The sequence below is a fragment of the Micromonospora sp. NPDC000089 genome, assembly GCF_042899365.1.
GTDB lineage: Bacteria > Actinomycetota > Actinomycetes > Mycobacteriales > Micromonosporaceae > Micromonospora.
This window is the reverse complement of record NZ_JBIAZT010000001.1, coordinates 541,519-557,221: the sequence shown is the minus strand read 5'-3', so window position 1 is coordinate 557,221 and position 15,703 is coordinate 541,519. Positions and strand designations below refer to the sequence as shown.

Here is a 15,703-nt window from a genome sequence, read left to right as displayed (position 1 = left end):
ACGTTGAGATTGCCGAGCACCCGGTTCCTGATCGGACTGGTCACGGTGATCGCCGTCTGCGTCGTCGCGGCGGTGCTGTGGAAGCGGTCGGCCGACGCGCCCGCGACGGCCGCCCCACCCACCACCGTCACCTGCGTCGGCGGCTCGGAGAAGTCGGAGCTGATGGCCGACCCGGAGGTCAAGCGCATCCTCCGCGACGACTACCGGGTCGAGGTCGCCTTCACCCCGCTGGGCTCGTACGACCAGGTGCAGTTGAGCACCGACGAGATCAAGGCGCGCAAGCTGGACTGCCTGTGGCCGTCCAGCGCCAGCGCCCAGGGCGTCTTCGAGGCCCAGCACGCCGGGGCGTTCGCCGGCTACCGGGCGGAGAACGTGCTGCAGTCGCCGGAGGTGATCTACGCCGGCCCGCGCGGCACCGACGCGCTGCTGAAGAAGGGCATCGTGCAGCGCCGCGGCGACCGCTACTTCGTGGTGGACATGAAGGGGCTGCTGCTCAACCAGGTGGTCAAGCGGGGCACCTGGGAGGCGCTCGGCGCGGCCGACCTGCGCGGCCCGATCACCGTCTCCAGCACCGACCCGGCCAAGTCCAACAGCGGCTTCACCATGTCCCAGCTCCAGCTGGGCATCATCGCCACCGACGACGGCTTCTCCGCGCCGAGCCTGGCCCAGGCCCGCAAGGCGCTGCCCACCATGCGCGCCCTGCACGACGCCCAGGGGCTGCAGTCGCGCAGCTCCGACTCCGGCTTCCGGGAGTGGCTCACCCAGGGTGGCGAGTTCAAGGCGCCGCTCTACGCCGGCTACGAGAACCAGATCATCCAGCAGGTGGTGCAGAGCGGCGACGCCAGCGCCGGCCTGCTGAAGAACGTGCGGGTGCTCTACCCCGACCCGACCATCTACAGCGACCACCCGGTGCTGGCGCTCGACCCGGACGCCGGCCGGTTCGCCGACGCGCTGAAGGACCCGAAGATCCAGCAGATCGCCTGGAAGAAGTACGGCTTCCGGTCCGCCGTGCAGGTCGGCGCCAACGACGTCGGCGACTTCCCCGGCATCGGCCTGGCCGACCAGATCCGGGCCGCCCCGGCGCCCGCCGCCGACGTGACACTAGCCCTGCTCAGCTGCATGAAAGACGCCAACACCTGCCGATGAAGGGGACCGACCATGAGTGAGGGACTGCAGATCGACTTCGGCACCATCGTCGGCGGGCAGGCCGACCCGCCCGCCGGCGCGGCCGACTCCGCCATCACCACCGCGCTGGCCACCGGCGCCGAGCCGGCCACCTTCGCCTGCCGGGACCTGCTCACCCCGGCGCAGCTGGAGCAGGCGCGGCAGGCCGCCCGGCAGCTCTACCCGACGATGCTGACCAACACCGAGGCGCTGGCGAGCTTCGGCAACCAGGCGCTGGACCAGGTCAACGCCCAGGTCAGCCGGATCTTCCGGGAGGTCGGCCGGGTCGACATCCCGGAGCTGACCAGCATCATGCACGAGATCAACGACCGGATGCGCGGGTTCCGCCGTAAGTACGACCCGAGCGACCCCAAGGTGCGGGAGACCTTCACCAAGTTCTCCGACGCCGTCCGCGGCCTGTTCCGCAAGGGGCGGGACCTGCTGGAGATGCTCTTCGAGGAGGCGCGCAGCGTCGAGCAGCAGCTCGACCGGGTCGCCGGGCAGCTCAGCGACAAGCAGCGCGAGCTGCGCCGCAACGTGGTGCTCTGCGACGAGCTCTACAAGGCCAACGAGGCGGCCATCGGCCAGCTGGTCGGGGCGATCGCGGTGATGGAGCTGGTCCGCGACGAGGCGCTGGCCGAGGCGAAGTCCATCGAGATCACCCCGGGCGCGCCGGACGAGCGGGACCGCCGGGAGCGGCTGTCCGTGGTCACCGAGTTCATCCAGGCGCTCGAGGTGCGGATCAACGAGTTCCAGCAGCGGCTCTTCGTCGCCTGGTCCACCTCGCCGCAGGTGCGCAACATCCGCACCCTGAACTACGGGCTCGGCCAGCGGCTGGCCCTGCTGATCAACCTGACCATCCCGACGATGAAGCTGACCATCGCCCAGTGGGCGCTGCTGTTGCAGGCCAACCAGGCCGCCGACATGCAGAAGGCGGTCGCCGACGGCGCCAACGACGTGCTGTCGGCGTACGCGTCGGCGTCGAAGACGGCGGTGCCGCAGATCGCCCGGGTGATCCAGACCCCGACCGTCCGGCCGGAGACCATCCTGGAGGTCGCCGAGTCGATCGACGCGCAGGCCCGGGGCATCGAGGACGCGGTCCGCTACGGCCAGCAGGCCCGGGCCGAGGTGGTCGGCGCGATCGTCACCGCCAACCGGTCCATGTCGGAGTCGTCGGAGCGGCTCAGCCGTACCGTGGTCGAGCTGGTCACCCGGGCCAAGGCCCCGCTGGCCCTCCCGGCCGGCCCCCAGCTCCCCGCCTCGATCCTCGACCAGGCCCCCGCCGTAGCCCCCGCCCAACGCTGACCCCGCGCCCCCACACCGCGCCGATCTAGGGCGAAGTGTCGTGATTGGAGATCAACTCACAGCGCTTGGCCCTAGATCGGCGGGGCAGGGGTGGGGGGAGGGGGTCAGTTCCAGATGGCGGTGGCCCACTCGGGGTGGTCGACGAAGGGGTTGCGGTTGCCCTGCCAGCGCTCGTAGATGCGCTGGTTGCGGCGCTGTTCGAAGGCGTCCGGCGGGTCGAGCCGGTTCCAGGCCAGCAGCACCGACAGTCGACCGAGGTACGGCGCGGTGCCGTTGTTGACGGTGTCGTCCACCTCCAGGTCCGGCCAGCCGTCGTCACCCTCGTACCGGACCGCCATGTACATGATCATGCGGGCGACGTCGCCCTTGACCGCGTTGCGCGGCTCGAACGAGTCGGCGTCGGTGTAGCTGCCGGGCGCCTCGGCGACCGCGCTGCCGCCGGCGTCGAAGTCCTTGTTGCCGCGGGTCGAGTTGACGGTCACGTCCTCGGGCCGCAGGTGGTGCACGTCGGTGCCGGGGCCGGTGGCGGTGCCGAAATCACCGTGCGACTTGGCCCAGACGTGCTCGCGGTTCCAGTCGTCCACGCCGCCGCCGTTGCTGGCCTTGCTCTGCGAGCGTCCGGAGTAGACCAGCACCACGTTGTTGGCGTTGGCCGGGTCCTGATCGGTGTCCTTGAGCGCCTCCCAGACCTGGTCGTAGCTGAGCTTCGTCTGGTTCCGGATGATCGCGTGCAGCGAGGCGCGCAGGGCGGTGCCGGTCTTGCCGACCGCGCCGGCGTAGTACGTCGAGTCGTACGGGCCGGTTCCCGCGGTGCCGGTCGGCGAGGGCGTCGGGGTGGGGGTCGGCGAGGGCGTCGGAGTGCTGCCGCCGAGGCTCATCGCGGTCGGGTTCTTCAGCCCGCCGTGGCTGAAGTACGCGGTCAGCGACCCGGTGGCGGTGATCTGCCGGCCGCGCAGCGACGGGTTGGTGAGCAGCCCGAAGGTGCTCCGGTACGCGGTGGTGACCTGGACGTAGAGCATCCGGCCGGTGCTGGTCTCGGTGGCGGTGTCGGCGATGGCGATCGCGGTGTCGGCGGTGAAGCCCGACGTGATCACGGTGCTGGTGGCGGTCGGCTGACCGATCACGTACCCGGTGACCGTGGCGGCCCGGCCGTCCTGGGTGGCGAGGGCCTGCGCAACGGTCAGCGTGGTGGCCGCCGACGCGGAGGTCGCGGCGACCGCCACCGAGGCGATCAGCGTGACGGCGACCGCGAACGCCGTGCCCAGTCGGCCGGGTCGCGACCGACGGATGCTCCAGTTATTCATGGTCGCCGATGCTACGGCGGGGTCGGCGGCGGGGCGAGACCGGCCGAGTGAACTTCCGTCGTCCGACACCGGTCCCCGCGGTGGCGTCGCCTCGCGGCGGACCGGACGACGGCGGGGCCGGAATACCGGGCCCCGCCGTCACGCCGTCACTTGACGAGCGGCTGACCCTGCTTGTCCTTGAAGGAGCCGACCAGGATCAGGATGAAGTCGACCAGCGTCCAGACGCCCAGGCCGCCGAGGGTGATCAGCTGCAGGATGCCGGTGCCGACCTTCCCGGTGTAGAACCGGTGCACGCCGAGCGTGCCGAGGAAGATGCAGAGCAGCAGGGTGACGACCCAGGACTTCTGGGCGGTGACGGGAGCGGTCACGACGATCCTTTCTCAGTGGACACAGCCGCGGGAGCGTATCGGTACGCGCCGGCACCCGGCAAGATCGAAAACGGTCCGACCTGCGCGGACGTGCGGTCAGCCGGCGGCCAGGTCGCGCAGCGCGCGCACCGACTTCCAGTTGCGGGTGGTCGCCACCACGCCCAACCGCTTCTCCAGGTACGCGTTGGTGAACCTCGTCCGGCCGTACCCGCCGTCGGGGAAGTGCAGGTGCACCTCCCGGCCGGCCACGGTGAACTCCACGTTCTCGTTGCCCGGCGCGGACAGCTCGGCCCCGTCGCGGACCAGCACCGGGACGGTGAGTCCCAGCTCGTCGGCGATCGCCCGCTCGATGCCGGCGGCCAGCTTCGCCGCGTCCCGCTTCACGCTGGTGAAGACCACGTTCCCGGACTGCAGGTAGGTCGTCACGTCCCCGTGCCCGAGCCCCTCGACCAGCCGGCGCAGGTCGGGCATGGCGATCCGGTTGGTGGCGCCGACGTTGATCCCGCGCAGCAGCGCCACGTACCGGCTCACGCCGCCTCCCCGGCCAGGTGCCGGTCGAAGAAGGCGACGATCCGCCGCCGGGCCTCGGTCGCCGACGGCTCGTGCGGCCCGCCGGCCACCCGGGCGATCACCTGCTGCAGCCGGGTCAGCTCGCCCGGTCGGTGGTCGTTGAGGAAGCCGTGCGCCGCTCCCGGATAGACGGTGACCTCGTGCGGCACGTCGTTGGCGGCCAGCGCCGACTCCAGCTTCGCCGGCGCGCCCTTCAACCCCCGGTCCCGGTCGCCGTAGCTGCCGATCACCGGGCAGGCGCCGGCCAGCAGCCGCTCGGCGTCCCTCGGCACCTGGCCGTAGTTGACGCTGGACGCGGCGAACCCGTGCCCCGGGGCGAGCTGCAAGGCGAAGCCGCCGCCCAGGCAGAACCCGATCACCCCGACCCGCCCGGTGCAGTCGGCCCGCTCGGCCAGCCAGGCCCGGGCGGCGTCCAGCTCCTCGAACGCGCGGCCCTGACCGCTCAGCAGCGCCCGGAACGTGGCTCGCACGCACCGCCCCCGCCGGTCCCAGGCGAACAGGTCCGGCACCACGGTCAGGAATCCGGCCTCGGCCAGCCAGTCGGCCCGCCGCCGGGCGTCCGGCGTCAACCCGAACACGTCGTGCACCACCACCACGCCGGGCCGCGGCCGGTCACCGTCCGGTGCCACGAGGTACGCGGGCAGCGTCCCCCGCGCGGTCGGGATCTGCACGTCGGCCACGATGGCCTCCCTCGCCCGTCGACGTCCGGCACCGCCCAGCCTAGGCCTGCCGGGTCGGGACGGCACCTACCGATCCGGGGATCACCGCGGCCGCTCCACACCGGGGCCGGGCCCGGCCTCGCCCTGCGGTGGACCGAGGCGGTGGAGTGCAAAGGCGACTACCGTTTGGGGATGAGATGGATGCGCCTCGCGGGTCTCACCCTCGCCGGTCTCGCCGCGCTGCTCTGGGCGGTCGGCATGACGGTGCTGCAACCGCTGACCGAGCCGCTCGGCCCGTGGTCGGAGCGCCTAGCCGGCAACAACACCTACTGGGCGCGCGACCTGCGCTTTCTGGCCATCCTCGCGGCGGTGATCGGGCTGGTGCTGGCCGCCGGTGGCCGGCGCGGCGGTCTGCTGGGGGCGGTGCTGCTCGGCGGGGCCTGGGTGGTGGCCGACGTGGCGCTGGACCGGGCCGACCTGACCGGCGTCCCGGCCACGGTGGTGCTCGCCCTCGCCGGCTGCCTGGCCGTCGCCGCCGCGGCCCTGCCGGGTCTGCGCGCGCCGTCGGTCGGCGGACCGAGCCGGCGGCGGGTGTCCGCCAGTGACGGCCGCGATCGGAGGTCGTCCGCCGGTGACGGCCGCGATCGGCGGGTGCTCTGCGCGGCGGCCTGCGTCGCCGCGGTGCTGCTGCTGGTGGCCGGCCTCATCGAGTCACCGTCGGACCGGGAGGCGGAACTCGACCCGGCGGCCGTCGGCACCGGCCTGCTGTTCCTCGCGCTCACCGTCGGCTGCGCGCTGGCCGCCGCGCCCGAGCGCACGGCCGCCCGGCGTCGGCTGGCGGCCGGGCTCACCGTCCTCGGGGTGGCAGGTCTCGTCGCGGTACGGGCGGTGGCGCCGGGCCACCGGCTCTTCCCCCTGGCGCTGCTCGGTGCCGTGCTGCTGACCGGGGTCACGCTGCTGGCCTGGGAGTGGCCCGGCGGTCGGCCGGCCTGGCGGCGACACGCCCTGGCCGCGGTGGTCGCGCTGGTCGTGCCCACCGCGCTGCTGCTGGTCACGAACGTGGTCAGCATGCTGCTCAAGGTCGGTGCGCCGCTCACCGAACTGGCCGGCAACAGCCCCATCAACGTCGCCGACGAGGACGTCCTGTGGTCCCTCACCGGTCTGGTCGCCGGCCTGGGCACGGCGCTGCTGCTGGCCCGCCCGGGCCCGCTCGGTCAGCGACCGGTCGGCGGCCCACCGGAACCGGCACCGGGACCGGTCGGCGGCTCGCCGGTGGACGCGCCGCGCCCGGCCAGCGCCGAGCGCCGGTAGCCGTACAGGCTGTAGACGACCGCGCCGATCACGAACCAGACCGCGAACCGCAGCCAGGTCACGTGGTTCAGGAAGGTGATCAGCCAGACCGAGAAGACCGCGCCGAGCGCCGGCACCACCGGCATCCCCGGCAGCCGGAACGTGCGCGGCGCGTCGGGGCGGCGGTAGCGCAGCACGATGACGGACACGCAGACCACCACGAAGGCCAGCAGGATGCCGATGTTGGTCAGCTCCGCCGCCTCCTTGATCGGCAGGAAGCCGGCGATCAGCGCCGAGCCCGCCCCGACGATCCAGGTGACCCGGGTCGGCACCCGGCGCACCGGGTGGACCTTGGCGAACCAGGCCGGTAGCAGGCCGTCCCGGCTCATCGAGAACCACACCCGGGTCACCCCGAGCATGAAGGTGAACATCACCGTCAGGATCCCGATGATCGCGCCGACCGCGATCACGCTGGCCAGCCCGGAGAGCCCCACCGAGGCGAACGCCGAGGAGAAGCCGCTCTCCGGGTCGATGTCCCGGTAGTTCTGCATGCCGGTCAGCACCAGGGTGGCCAGCACGTACAGCACCATCGAGATGACCAGCGACCAGATGATCGCCTTCGGCATGTGCTTGCGGGCGTCCTTCGACTCCTCCGCGGCGGTGCTCATCGCGTCGTACCCGAAGACGGCGAAGAAGACGGTGGCCGCGCCGGTGAACGCCCCGCCGATCCCGAACGGGAAGAACGGCGAGTAGTTCGCCGTCTTCACGTGGAAGAAACCGACCACGATGACCAGCAGCACCACGGCCACCTTCAGGCCGACCACGAACGTCTCGAACCGGGCCGCGGTCTTGATCCCCAGGGTCAGCAGGAACGCGATGAGCAGGCAGAGCACCACCGCGAAGAGGTCCACCACGTGGCCGTCACCGGTGCCGGGCGCGCCGAGCATCCAGGCCGGGACGTCCGCGCCCAGCTCGTTGACCAGGAAGCCGAAGTAGCCGGAGATGCCGATCGCCACCACGGCGACGATCGCGGTGTACTCCAGCAGCAGGTCCCAGCCGATGAACCAGCCGACCGCCTCGCCCAGCACCGCGTACCCGTAGGTGTAGGCCGAGCCGGCCTTCGGGATCATGCCGGCGAACTCCGCGTACGACAGCGCGGCCGCCGCGCTGGCCAGGCCGGCGATCAGGAACGACACCAGTACGGCCGGGCCGGCCGTCTCGCTGGCCACCGCCCCGGCCAGGGCGAAGATGCCGGCGCCGATGATGCCGCCCACCCCGATCGCGGTGAGCTGCCACAGCCCCAACGAGCGGGACAGCCCCTCCTCGGTCTCGTCGGCGATCTGCTCGACCGGCTTGCGGCGGAAGATTCCCTGCTGGGTCATCGGCGCTCCCCTTCCGATGCGGTGTGGCTCACTCGACGACCGGCAGCACGACCTCGTTGCGTCGCAGGAACCACGGCTTCCAGGGCGGGTCGAAGCGGGCGTACCGGATCGCGCCCGCGGGTTGCAGCCCGGCGTCGGTGACCGCCCGGCCCAGCGCGGTGGCCCGCTCGCCGAACGCCTTCTCCGACCACCGGCCGGAGAACCGCATCGCGGCGGCCAGCTCCCCCGGGCACTCCCGCACGGTGATCCGCGGGTCGGTGGGCTCCGGCGCGGTGGCCGCGGTGAGCGCCGCCGGCAGCACGAAGCGGACCAGCCAGCTGCCGGGCCGGTCGCCCTCCTCCTGCACCACCGGGGCGGTCATCGCGATGGTCTCCGGCCCGGCCGGCTCCTGGACCACCGGCGCGGTCATCGCCACCCGCCGGCGGGACCGGTTCGCCCCGGAGATGTACGACGCGAGCGGGCGGAACGCCTCGTTGCCGGCGCCGACCAGGTCACCGGTCATCCGCAGCTCGGCGACCAGATAGGCCGGGTATCGGCGCAGCTCGAACCCGGGGTGGCGGGCCACCACGCGGTACGGCTGCTGCTCGGTCATCGGCGCGCTCCCGGCGGTCCGGTCTACCTCGGACCCTCACGCTACCGCCCGCCGGCGGATTCCTCGCGTCGAAGCGGGACGATCCGCCAGTACTGCCGACGCCCGTCGTCGCGGACCAGCACGCCCAGCCGGGCCAGCTCGCCGCGCAGCTCCCGGGCGTCGCCGTGCCGGTCCCGCTCGACCGCGCGCTGCCGGGCCCGCAACAACGCGTCCGCGCCGGCGGGCAGCCCCGGCAGCCCCTCGACCCAGAGCCGGTACGCGTCCCGGTGCGGGTCGTCCGCCGTCCACGGCCAGCCCTGCCCGGTGAAGGCGGCCGCCAGCTCCTTCCGCCTGAGGTCGGACTTCTCCCGGATCAGCTCCCGGCCGTCGGCGCCGAGCACGGTCAGGTGTCGCTGGTCGACGAAGACCGCCGTCACCTCCCGGCGGGTCAGGCTCCGGTCGGTGCCCTCGCGGCGCAGCCGCAGCCCGACCCGGTCCACCGTGACGATCAACCGCTCCCGGGTGCCCACGTACGCGAGGGCCAGCCCGGCCAGCACGCCGAGCGCCAGCGCGACGGCGGTGGCTTCGCGCTCCGGCTGCCGGGCGATCAGCTCGAACAGGCCCCGCCAGGGCACCCAGCGCAACCCGTTGATCCAGTCCGCGGCGGCCACCAGCGCCCAGCCCGCCCCGGCGCCGAGCACCGGGAAGCCGGCCCACATGACGGCCAGCTCCCCGGCGCCGCCGCCCACCGTGGTGGCGGCGACGCCGGGTTGCCCGCCGTGCATGTCAGGAGACCTCACGCCGCAGCGTGCGCCACAGGCCAGCGGCCAGCGGCACGGCCACCCAGACCAGCAGTGACACCGCCAGTCGACCCCACTGCTCGGCGGTCACCTCGCTGGTCATCAGCGGCTGCATGGTGGACGAGGTGTCCAGCCAGCGCGCCGGCTCGCGCAGTGCCTTGATCAGGCCGCCCAGGATGGTCCACACCGTCGGCAGCAGCAGGTAGGTCACGATCGCCAGCGGCGTGTTGAGCAGCAGCAGGCCGAACCCGGCGCCCATCAGCACGCTGGCGATCTGGAACACCGCCGCGTGCAGCACGCTCGCCCATTCGAGGTCCCAGCCGCCAGCCCCACCGGTGGCGCGGGCGAGGAGCGTGAAGACGGCAGCCACCGCCAGGCTGACCAGCACCGAGGCCAGCGCGGCCAGCAGCACCGCGCCGAGCTTGGCCAGGATCACCCGTCCCCGCCGGGGGGTCAGCGTGAAGGTGGTCAACGCGGTGCGCTGCGACCACTCCGCGGTGATCGACAGGATGCCGAGCACCGGCAGCAGCAGCGAGATCGGCAGCAGTGAGGGGTCGAAGAAGCTCTGGAACGTCTGCTGGTCGTCGTCCAGCACGAACAGCTGCACCACGGCGATGGCCACCGCGATCAGGCCGATGGTGATCAGCAGCCAGCGGCCGGCCCGGGTGTCCACGAGCTTGCGCAGCTCCACCCCGGTCAGCCGGGCCAGGGACGGCACCGCCACCCGGTGGCGGGCGTCGGTGGGTGGGGTGGTGTCGGCAGGGGTGGCGGTGGCGGTGGTCATCGGACGGCCTCCTTGGTCGACGCGCCGGCGGTGAGGGTGAGGAAGAGCTGCTCGAGGCCGCCGCTGCCGGCGGGTCGCAGCTCGGTGAGGACCAGGCCGGCGTCCGCGGCGGCCTGGCCGACCTCGCCGGCCTCGGCGCGGACCACGAAGCCGCCGTCGGTGCCGGCGGTGGCGTCCAGGCCGGCCCGGTCCAGGGTCAGCCGCAGCGCGTGCGGGTCCCGCGCCCGGACCATGGTGCCGGTGCCGGCGAGCAGCTCGTCCTTGCCGCCCTGGGCGACGATCCGGCCACCGCCGATCACCACCAGCCGGTCGGCGACCGCCTCGACCTCGCGCAGCAGGTGCGAGGAGAGCAGCACCGTGCCGCCCCGGTCGGCGAAGTCGCGCAGCAGGCCGCGCATCCAGTAGATGCCCTCCGGGTCCAGGCCGTTGGCCGGCTCGTCCAGGATCAGCACCCGGGGGTCGCCCAGCAGCGCCAGCGCCAGGCCGAGCCGCTGCCGCATGCCCAACGAGTACTTCCCGACCCGCCGCTTCGCGGCCACCGCGTTCAGCCCGACCAGGTCGAGCACCGTGGCCACCCGGTCGGAGTCGACGCCCTGGGTGCGGGCGGCCAGGGTCAGCGTCTCCCGCCCGGTCCGGCCGGCGTGCTGCGCCGAGGCGTCCAGCAGCACGCCGATCTCCCGGCCCGGGTTGGGCAGCTGGCGGAAGGGCCGGCCGGCGACCGTGGCGGTGCCCGAGGTGGGCGGGGTCAGGCCGGTGATCATGCGCATGGTGGTGGACTTGCCGGCGCCGTTCGGGCCGAGGAAGCCGGTGACGGTGCCGGGCTCGCACCGGAAGGACACGTCCTCGACGACGGCATGCGGGCCGTACCGCTTGGTCAGGTTGTCGACTGCGATCATGGGAACCAGCCTGCCCGCGCCAGCCGGCCACCCGCAGCGGCCGGCGGTCGAGAGCCTGGTCGACCTTGGTACGCCCCCCGCGTCGACTTTGGTAGCTGTGGAGCCGGGCCGGCGGGTTCCTACCATGGGTGGGTGACCAGTGCCGCCGTACCCGACCATCCCTGGCTGTTGCCGGGCGCCCTGACCCGCACCGCGGCCGTGGCCCGGCGGACGCCGCGGGACTGGTTCGTCGACAGCCTCTGCTTCCTGTTGGCCGCGGGCTGGGCGGTGCTCGCCTGGGGCGACTCGGTGCAGCTGGAGCCGGAGTTCGCCCTGAACACCGGCCCGGCCTGGCTGAACGAGGTCGATTTCGCGCTCGGCCTGGTGCTCTGCGCGGCGCTGTGGTTCCGCCGGCGCTGGCCGGTCGGCCTCGCCGTGGCCAGCCTGCCGCTGGCGTTCTTCTCGGTCAGCGCGGCGGTGGCCCTGCTGATCATCCAGTTCACGGTGACCGTGCACCGACCGCTGCCGGTCGCGGCGACGGTGATCGGGCTGAACCTGCTGACCGTGCCGGTCTACGTCCGGCTGCGTCCGGAACCGGCCATGCCGCTCTGGCTCAACCTGATCTGGGTTGCCGTGTTCGTCGGCGGGGTGCTGGCCTGGGGGATGTTCGTCCGGGCTCGCCGGCAGCTGGTGGTGTCGCTGCGCGAGCGGGCCGACCGGGCCGAGGCCGAGCAGCAGCTGCGGGTCGACCGCGCCCGGCAGCTGGAACGCACCCGGATCGCCCGGGAGATGCACGACGTGCTGGCCCACCGGATCTCGCTGCTCAGCCTGCACGCCGGGGCGCTGGAGTTCCGCCCGGACGCGCCGCCGGTCGAGATCGCCAAGGCGGCGGGGGTGATCCGGGCCAGCGCGCACACCGCGCTGCAGGACCTGCGCGAGGTGATCGGGGTGCTGCGCGCCGACCCGGGGACGGACGGGACCGACGCGCCGGAGCGTCCGCAGCCCACCCTGGCCGACGTGCCGGCGCTGGTCGGGGAGTCCCGCGCGGCCGGCGTCCGGGTCGGGCTGGACGATCAGGTGGACGCGGCCGCCGAGCTGCCGGCGGGGGTCGGCCGCAGCGCGTACCGGATCGTGCAGGAGGGGCTGACCAACGCCCGCAAGCACGCCCCCGGCGCGGTGGTCGACGTCCGGCTGGCCGGGCGCCCCGGTGACGGGCTGACCGTGGAGATCCGCAACCCATGGCCGGTCGGCGCGGAGACCGGGGCGCGGCTGCCCGGGGCCGGCACCGGCCTGATCGGCATCGCCGAGCGGGTCAGTCTGGCCGGCGGGCGGCTGGAGCACGGCCGGGACGCCGCCGGGCACTTCCGGCTGGCCGCGTGGCTGCCGTGGTCGGCGTGACCGGCGAGGTGGCACCCACCCGGGTGCTGATCGTCGACGACGACGCGCTGGTCCGGGCCGGGCTGTCGATGATCCTCGGCGGAGTGCCGGACCTGACCGTGGTCGGCGAGGCCGCGGACGGCGCCGAGGTGCCCGCCGCCGTCGCCGCGTACGCCCCGGACGTGGTGCTGATGGACATCCGGATGCCCCGGGTCGACGGGCTGGCCGCCACCGAGGCGCTGCGGTCGCTGCCCGACCCGCCCGAGGTGCTGGTGCTGACCACCTTCGACGCCGACGAGCAGGTGCTGCGGGCGCTGCGCGTCGGGGCGGGTGGTTTCCTGCTCAAGGACACCCCGCCCGCGGAGATCGTCCAGGCGGTGCGCCGGGTGGCGGCGGGGGAGGCCACCCTGTCACCCACGGTCACCCGGACCCTGATCAGCCACGTCACCAGCGGCTCGGTCACCCTGGGGGTCGACCCGCGCCGGGAGCGGGCGCTGCGGCAGCTGACCGACCTCACGGAGCGGGAGCGGGAGGTGGCGGTCGCGCTCGGGCAGGGGCACACCAACGCGGAGATCTCGGCGCAGCTGTTCATGAGCGTGGCCACCGTCAAGGCGTACGTGTCGCGGCTGCTGACCAAGCTGGGGCTGAACAACCGGGTGCAGGTGGCGCTGCTGGTGCACGACGCCGGCCTGGTCTGAGCGAGGGGCTGCCCGGCGCCGACGAGGGCACCGCGCTCGTCGCGGTGTCCCGCTCGGGCGGGACGGTGGACGGCGTGCGGGTGCTGTCGCCGGAGGACCTGCTCACCGCCTGGCGGCATTGAACCGTCGCCGGTCACCGTCCGTACCACTGGCCGAGGATGCGCGGCGGCGATTCAGCCGCCACGCTGCCGAGCTGCGGGAGGCCTGCCGTGAGCGTTGGTGAGCAGTCGAGGGATCCCATCGATCAGATTCTGGGCGAGGTGCCGCTGCCGTCGCCGCTGACACCCGAGGACGTCCGGCTCGCGGTCCGGGCGGTGGTGGTGCACGCGGCCGAGGAGTGGCCGAACGGGCCGCTGTGCCGCAACGACGGCGCGACGTACCCGTGCCGGCTGCACCGGTGGGGCCGCCGGGTGCTGGAGACGCACGGCCTCAACGAGCGGCAGATCGACGCCCTGATCCGACACGGCAACCCCTTCGTGCACGTGCCGTTCCCGTTCACCTATCCGTCGCCCACCGCGGCTCGACCCACCGCGTACCCGACCCGCAGCCAGGCCGGTCGGGTTCCCGCGCCGCCGGCCCGGCCGGTCGTCCGGCCCGGCGGCCCCGGCCAGCGCGGCGTGGTGGCACCCCCCGCCACCGCGCCGCGCTGGCCCCGGGCGAGCTGAGCGGGGGTACGACCGCCACGCTCGACCGGGCGCCACGACGCCGGCCCGACCGGCGGGGTTCCCCTCCCCGCGGCCGGGCCGGCGTCGATCCGTCAGCGGCTGCTCACGCCGCAGTTCGGGGCGGACCAGCTGGTCGTGTTCGACGACCGGTCGCTGGTGTTCTCCCGCCGCGAGTCGACGTGCACGTGGGTGCTGTGCCCCGGGTACCCGGGGCCGTAGATGCCGCTGAAGCCGTGGCTGCGGGCGGCCCGGGCGATCTGGCAGAGCGAGGTCGAGCGTGAGGTGATGTCGGCGGCGTCGCCGTAGAGGTGCTGGCTGTCCGACGCGCCACCGACCCGCCGGTTGCAGCTGGTGCTGCGGAAGCCGCTGTTCACGGTGAGCGGCTTGTCGCCGAGGCCGCGGCGCAGCGCCTCCAGCTTCCACATGGTGCGCAACGCGTTGGACTTTGTCTGGTTGGCCGGCAGCGGGCCCCCGCTCCAGCCGCCCTGGCCGCAGCCGCCGTCCAGCTCGCTGTAGCTGAAGTGCGCCGGCGTGCAGTCGTTGTCCTGCAACTGGTAGAGCTTGTTGAACGTCTGCGGGCCGGCCACGCCGTCCCCGCTGAGCCCGTACGCGGCCTGGAACCGGCGGACCGCGGCGGCCGTCTCCGGCCCGTAGATCCCGTCGATCCGGACGATCCCCCCGCTGCCGGACCAGCCGGCGACCCGGATCTGCAGCTGCCGGACGTCGTCCCCGGTCTTCCCCTGGGAGAGCTCGCGCTTCCAGGTGTAGCAGCCGTCGGCGTGCGCCGCCGGCGCGGCGACCACCGTGGCGATCGCGGCTCCTGGCAGCGCCAGGGCAAGCGCGACGACGGCCCGTTTCAAGGTGTGTACGCGCACAGAAGTCCTCCCGATAGGAGAGTGATTGGGGTGGCGATCGGGACATCGACCGGGACGTCCCTCGGCTTCCACCCTGACACTTTCGAAGCGGGTTGGTGGTGATTAATGAGAATTGTCCTCAGGATTGCCCGTGGCTGGGCATTCCCTGTGAATTGCCCCCAATTGCGAAAGCCCCATTCCGTGCCACCCGGGCCCTGCCGGAACGACTTTCGACAAACCCGCTGATCGGCGCGAAGGGGCACGCCGGGCCCGTTCCGGGGGATGTCGCGCCCGCACCCGCGACCGGTAACGTCGAGCCCGGTCGGCTGGGACGGGGGAGGTGGACGTGGCGCGCGGTGGCGTCTTCTGCATCGAGGGGCAGTGGCACCGCGATTTGAACGAGCGCGGCTCCGTGCTGCCCACCCTGGAACTGCTCGAACGGCTGGGCCGGATCCGGTTCATCCACAAGGACGCCGCCACCCGCGACGAGCTGTTCTACTTCCTCGACCGCTGGCTGCTCAAGCAGTACGCGGACTACCGGGTCGGGTTCTTCGCCATGCACGGCGAGCCCAGCCGGCTCTGCCTCACCGACTGGGACTCGGTCGAGCTGGCCGACGTGGCCGACCGGATGGCCGGCCGCTGCGTCGGCCGCCGGCTCTACTTCGGCAGCTGCTCGGTGCTGCGCGCCTCGGACGCCGCGCTGCGCGACTTCCTCCAGGTGACCGGGGCGGCGCTGATCTGCGGCTTCACCCGCGAGGTCGACTGGGTCGAGTCGGCCGCCTTCGAGACGGTGCTGCTCGACGTGCTGGCCAACGGGCAGCGGCACAACGCCGCCGAGCTGCGGATGGGGTCGGCGCACTGGGCGCCGCTGGCGGCGTACCTCGGTTTCCGGGTGATCTACGCCAACGGCCGGGCCTGGCGGCCCGGCGCGCGCCCCCGGGTGCCGGCCCAGCCGGACCGCGGCGGCGTCGCCGGCCGGCCCCGCTGATCTCGACCGACCCCGCTGGCCGCGCCGGCGGAGGCCGCGGCTGGTAGAA

At 73.3% G+C, this 15,703-nt stretch carries 17 protein-coding genes; 7 read left to right on the top strand and 10 right to left on the bottom strand.

Annotation, left to right across the window (positions count from 1 at the left end):
* Positions 1–3: 3 nt before the first annotated feature.
* Both ACFY3U_RS02630 and ACFY3U_RS02625 read left to right on the top strand, forming a co-directional pair.
* Positions 4–1,146: a hypothetical protein gene (locus tag ACFY3U_RS02630; protein ID WP_387193657.1), complete on the top strand. Its 1,143-nt coding sequence runs from the start codon at positions 4–6 to the stop codon at positions 1,144–1,146.
* Between the two features lie 12 nt (positions 1,147–1,158).
* Positions 1,159–2,469, top strand: a complete 1,311-nt coding sequence (locus tag ACFY3U_RS02625; RefSeq protein WP_387193654.1) for a toxic anion resistance protein — start codon at positions 1,159–1,161, stop codon at positions 2,467–2,469.
* 104 nt (positions 2,470–2,573) lie between these two features.
* Here ACFY3U_RS02625 and ACFY3U_RS02620 read toward each other — a convergent pair whose 3' ends face one another.
* The 4 genes from ACFY3U_RS02620 to ACFY3U_RS02605 form a co-directional block, all read right to left on the bottom strand.
* Positions 2,574–3,773 carry an endonuclease gene (locus tag ACFY3U_RS02620; RefSeq protein WP_387193651.1) on the bottom strand — a complete coding sequence of 400 codons (1,200 nt, stop codon included), beginning with the start codon at positions 3,771–3,773 and terminating at the stop codon, positions 2,574–2,576.
* Between the two features lie 146 nt (positions 3,774–3,919).
* Entirely contained in the window at positions 3,920–4,141 is a 222-nt protein-coding gene (locus ACFY3U_RS02615; protein WP_387193648.1) for a TM2 domain-containing protein, read from the bottom strand.
* Between the two features lie 96 nt (positions 4,142–4,237).
* Entirely contained in the window at positions 4,238–4,672 is a 435-nt protein-coding gene (locus ACFY3U_RS02610; protein WP_387193645.1) for a DUF1697 domain-containing protein, read from the bottom strand.
* Positions 4,669–5,391, bottom strand: coding sequence for a dienelactone hydrolase family protein (locus ACFY3U_RS02605; protein ID WP_387193642.1), 723 nt, complete (start codon positions 5,389–5,391; stop codon positions 4,669–4,671). Before ACFY3U_RS02605 ends, ACFY3U_RS02610 begins: the two co-directional genes overlap by 4 nt.
* 171 nt (positions 5,392–5,562) lie before the next feature.
* On the opposite strand from ACFY3U_RS02605, the gene ACFY3U_RS02600 reads away from it, so the two are divergent.
* Positions 5,563–6,681, top strand: coding sequence for a hypothetical protein (locus ACFY3U_RS02600; RefSeq protein ID WP_387193639.1), 1,119 nt, complete (start codon positions 5,563–5,565; stop codon positions 6,679–6,681).
* Here the strand turns inward: ACFY3U_RS02600 and ACFY3U_RS02595 are convergent.
* From ACFY3U_RS02595 to ACFY3U_RS02575, 5 genes are read right to left on the bottom strand one after another with little or no spacing between them, the layout of a single operon-like run.
* On the bottom strand, positions 6,585–8,042 hold the full coding sequence (locus ACFY3U_RS02595) for an amino acid permease (RefSeq protein ID WP_387193636.1): 1,458 nt from the start codon (positions 8,040–8,042) through the stop codon (positions 6,585–6,587). The genes ACFY3U_RS02600 and ACFY3U_RS02595 overlap by 97 nt on opposite strands.
* 28 nt (positions 8,043–8,070) lie before the next feature.
* The gene (locus tag ACFY3U_RS02590) at positions 8,071–8,634 is read right to left on the bottom strand and encodes an SOUL family heme-binding protein (protein ID WP_387193633.1); all 564 of its coding nucleotides are present in this window, start codon (positions 8,632–8,634) and stop codon (positions 8,071–8,073) included.
* 41 nt (positions 8,635–8,675) lie between these two features.
* Positions 8,676–9,398 (bottom strand): hypothetical protein, encoded by a 723-nt coding sequence (locus ACFY3U_RS02585; protein WP_387193630.1) that lies wholly within the window; start codon positions 9,396–9,398, stop codon positions 8,676–8,678.
* A gap of 1 nt (position 9,399) precedes the next feature.
* A complete protein-coding gene (locus ACFY3U_RS02580) occupies positions 9,400–10,197 on the bottom strand; it encodes an ABC transporter permease (protein WP_387193627.1) in 798 nt (265 codons plus the stop codon).
* Positions 10,194–11,093: an ABC transporter ATP-binding protein gene (locus ACFY3U_RS02575; RefSeq protein WP_387193624.1), complete on the bottom strand. Its 900-nt coding sequence runs from the start codon at positions 11,091–11,093 to the stop codon at positions 10,194–10,196. Before ACFY3U_RS02575 ends, ACFY3U_RS02580 begins: the two co-directional genes overlap by 4 nt.
* A 132-nt stretch (positions 11,094–11,225) precedes the next feature.
* Between ACFY3U_RS02575 and ACFY3U_RS02570 the strand changes: the two genes are divergently transcribed.
* From ACFY3U_RS02570 to ACFY3U_RS02560, 3 genes are all read left to right on the top strand, one after another.
* On the top strand, positions 11,226–12,470 hold the full coding sequence (locus tag ACFY3U_RS02570; RefSeq protein WP_387193621.1) for a sensor histidine kinase: 1,245 nt from the start codon (positions 11,226–11,228) through the stop codon (positions 12,468–12,470).
* A 68-nt stretch (positions 12,471–12,538) separates the two neighbouring features.
* Positions 12,539–13,147 carry a response regulator gene (locus ACFY3U_RS02565; RefSeq protein WP_387194131.1) on the top strand — a complete coding sequence of 203 codons (609 nt, stop codon included), beginning with the start codon at positions 12,539–12,541 and terminating at the stop codon, positions 13,145–13,147.
* A gap of 209 nt (positions 13,148–13,356) precedes the next feature.
* Complete coding sequence (locus ACFY3U_RS02560) at positions 13,357–13,812, top strand: hypothetical protein (RefSeq protein WP_387193617.1); 456 nt, start codon at positions 13,357–13,359, stop codon at positions 13,810–13,812.
* A gap of 92 nt (positions 13,813–13,904) precedes the next feature.
* Here the strand turns inward: ACFY3U_RS02560 and ACFY3U_RS02555 are convergent, their stop codons facing one another.
* Positions 13,905–14,687 (bottom strand): D-Ala-D-Ala carboxypeptidase family metallohydrolase, encoded by a 783-nt coding sequence (locus ACFY3U_RS02555; protein WP_387193614.1) that lies wholly within the window; start codon positions 14,685–14,687, stop codon positions 13,905–13,907.
* Positions 14,688–15,012: 325 nt separating this feature from the next.
* Here ACFY3U_RS02555 and ACFY3U_RS02550 point away from each other — a divergent pair, with 325 nt between their 5' ends.
* Entirely contained in the window at positions 15,013–15,654 is a 642-nt protein-coding gene (locus ACFY3U_RS02550) for a DUF6642 family protein (protein ID WP_387193611.1), read from the top strand.
* Positions 15,655–15,703: the final 49 nt, after the last annotated feature.

Bases quoted from the DNA above. Each gene is read 5' to 3' on its own strand.
- ACFY3U_RS02625 (WP_387193654.1), top strand. From the start codon at position 1,159: ATGAGTGAGGGACTGCAGATCGACTTCGGCACCATCGTCGGCGGGCAG.
- ACFY3U_RS02620 (WP_387193651.1), bottom strand. From the start codon at position 3,773: ATGAATAACTGGAGCATCCGTCGGTCGCGACCCGGCCGACTGGGCACG.
- ACFY3U_RS02600 (WP_387193639.1), top strand. From the start codon at position 5,563: ATGAGATGGATGCGCCTCGCGGGTCTCACCCTCGCCGGTCTCGCCGCG.
- ACFY3U_RS02595 (WP_387193636.1), bottom strand. From the start codon at position 8,042: ATGACCCAGCAGGGAATCTTCCGCCGCAAGCCGGTCGAGCAGATCGCC.
- ACFY3U_RS02590 (WP_387193633.1), bottom strand. From the start codon at position 8,634: ATGACCGAGCAGCAGCCGTACCGCGTGGTGGCCCGCCACCCCGGGTTC.
- ACFY3U_RS02585 (WP_387193630.1), bottom strand. From the start codon at position 9,398: ATGCACGGCGGGCAACCCGGCGTCGCCGCCACCACGGTGGGCGGCGGC.
- ACFY3U_RS02580 (WP_387193627.1), bottom strand. From the start codon at position 10,197: ATGACCACCGCCACCGCCACCCCTGCCGACACCACCCCACCCACCGAC.
- ACFY3U_RS02575 (WP_387193624.1), bottom strand. From the start codon at position 11,093: ATGATCGCAGTCGACAACCTGACCAAGCGGTACGGCCCGCATGCCGTC.
- ACFY3U_RS02565 (WP_387194131.1), top strand. From the start codon at position 12,539: ATGATCCTCGGCGGAGTGCCGGACCTGACCGTGGTCGGCGAGGCCGCG.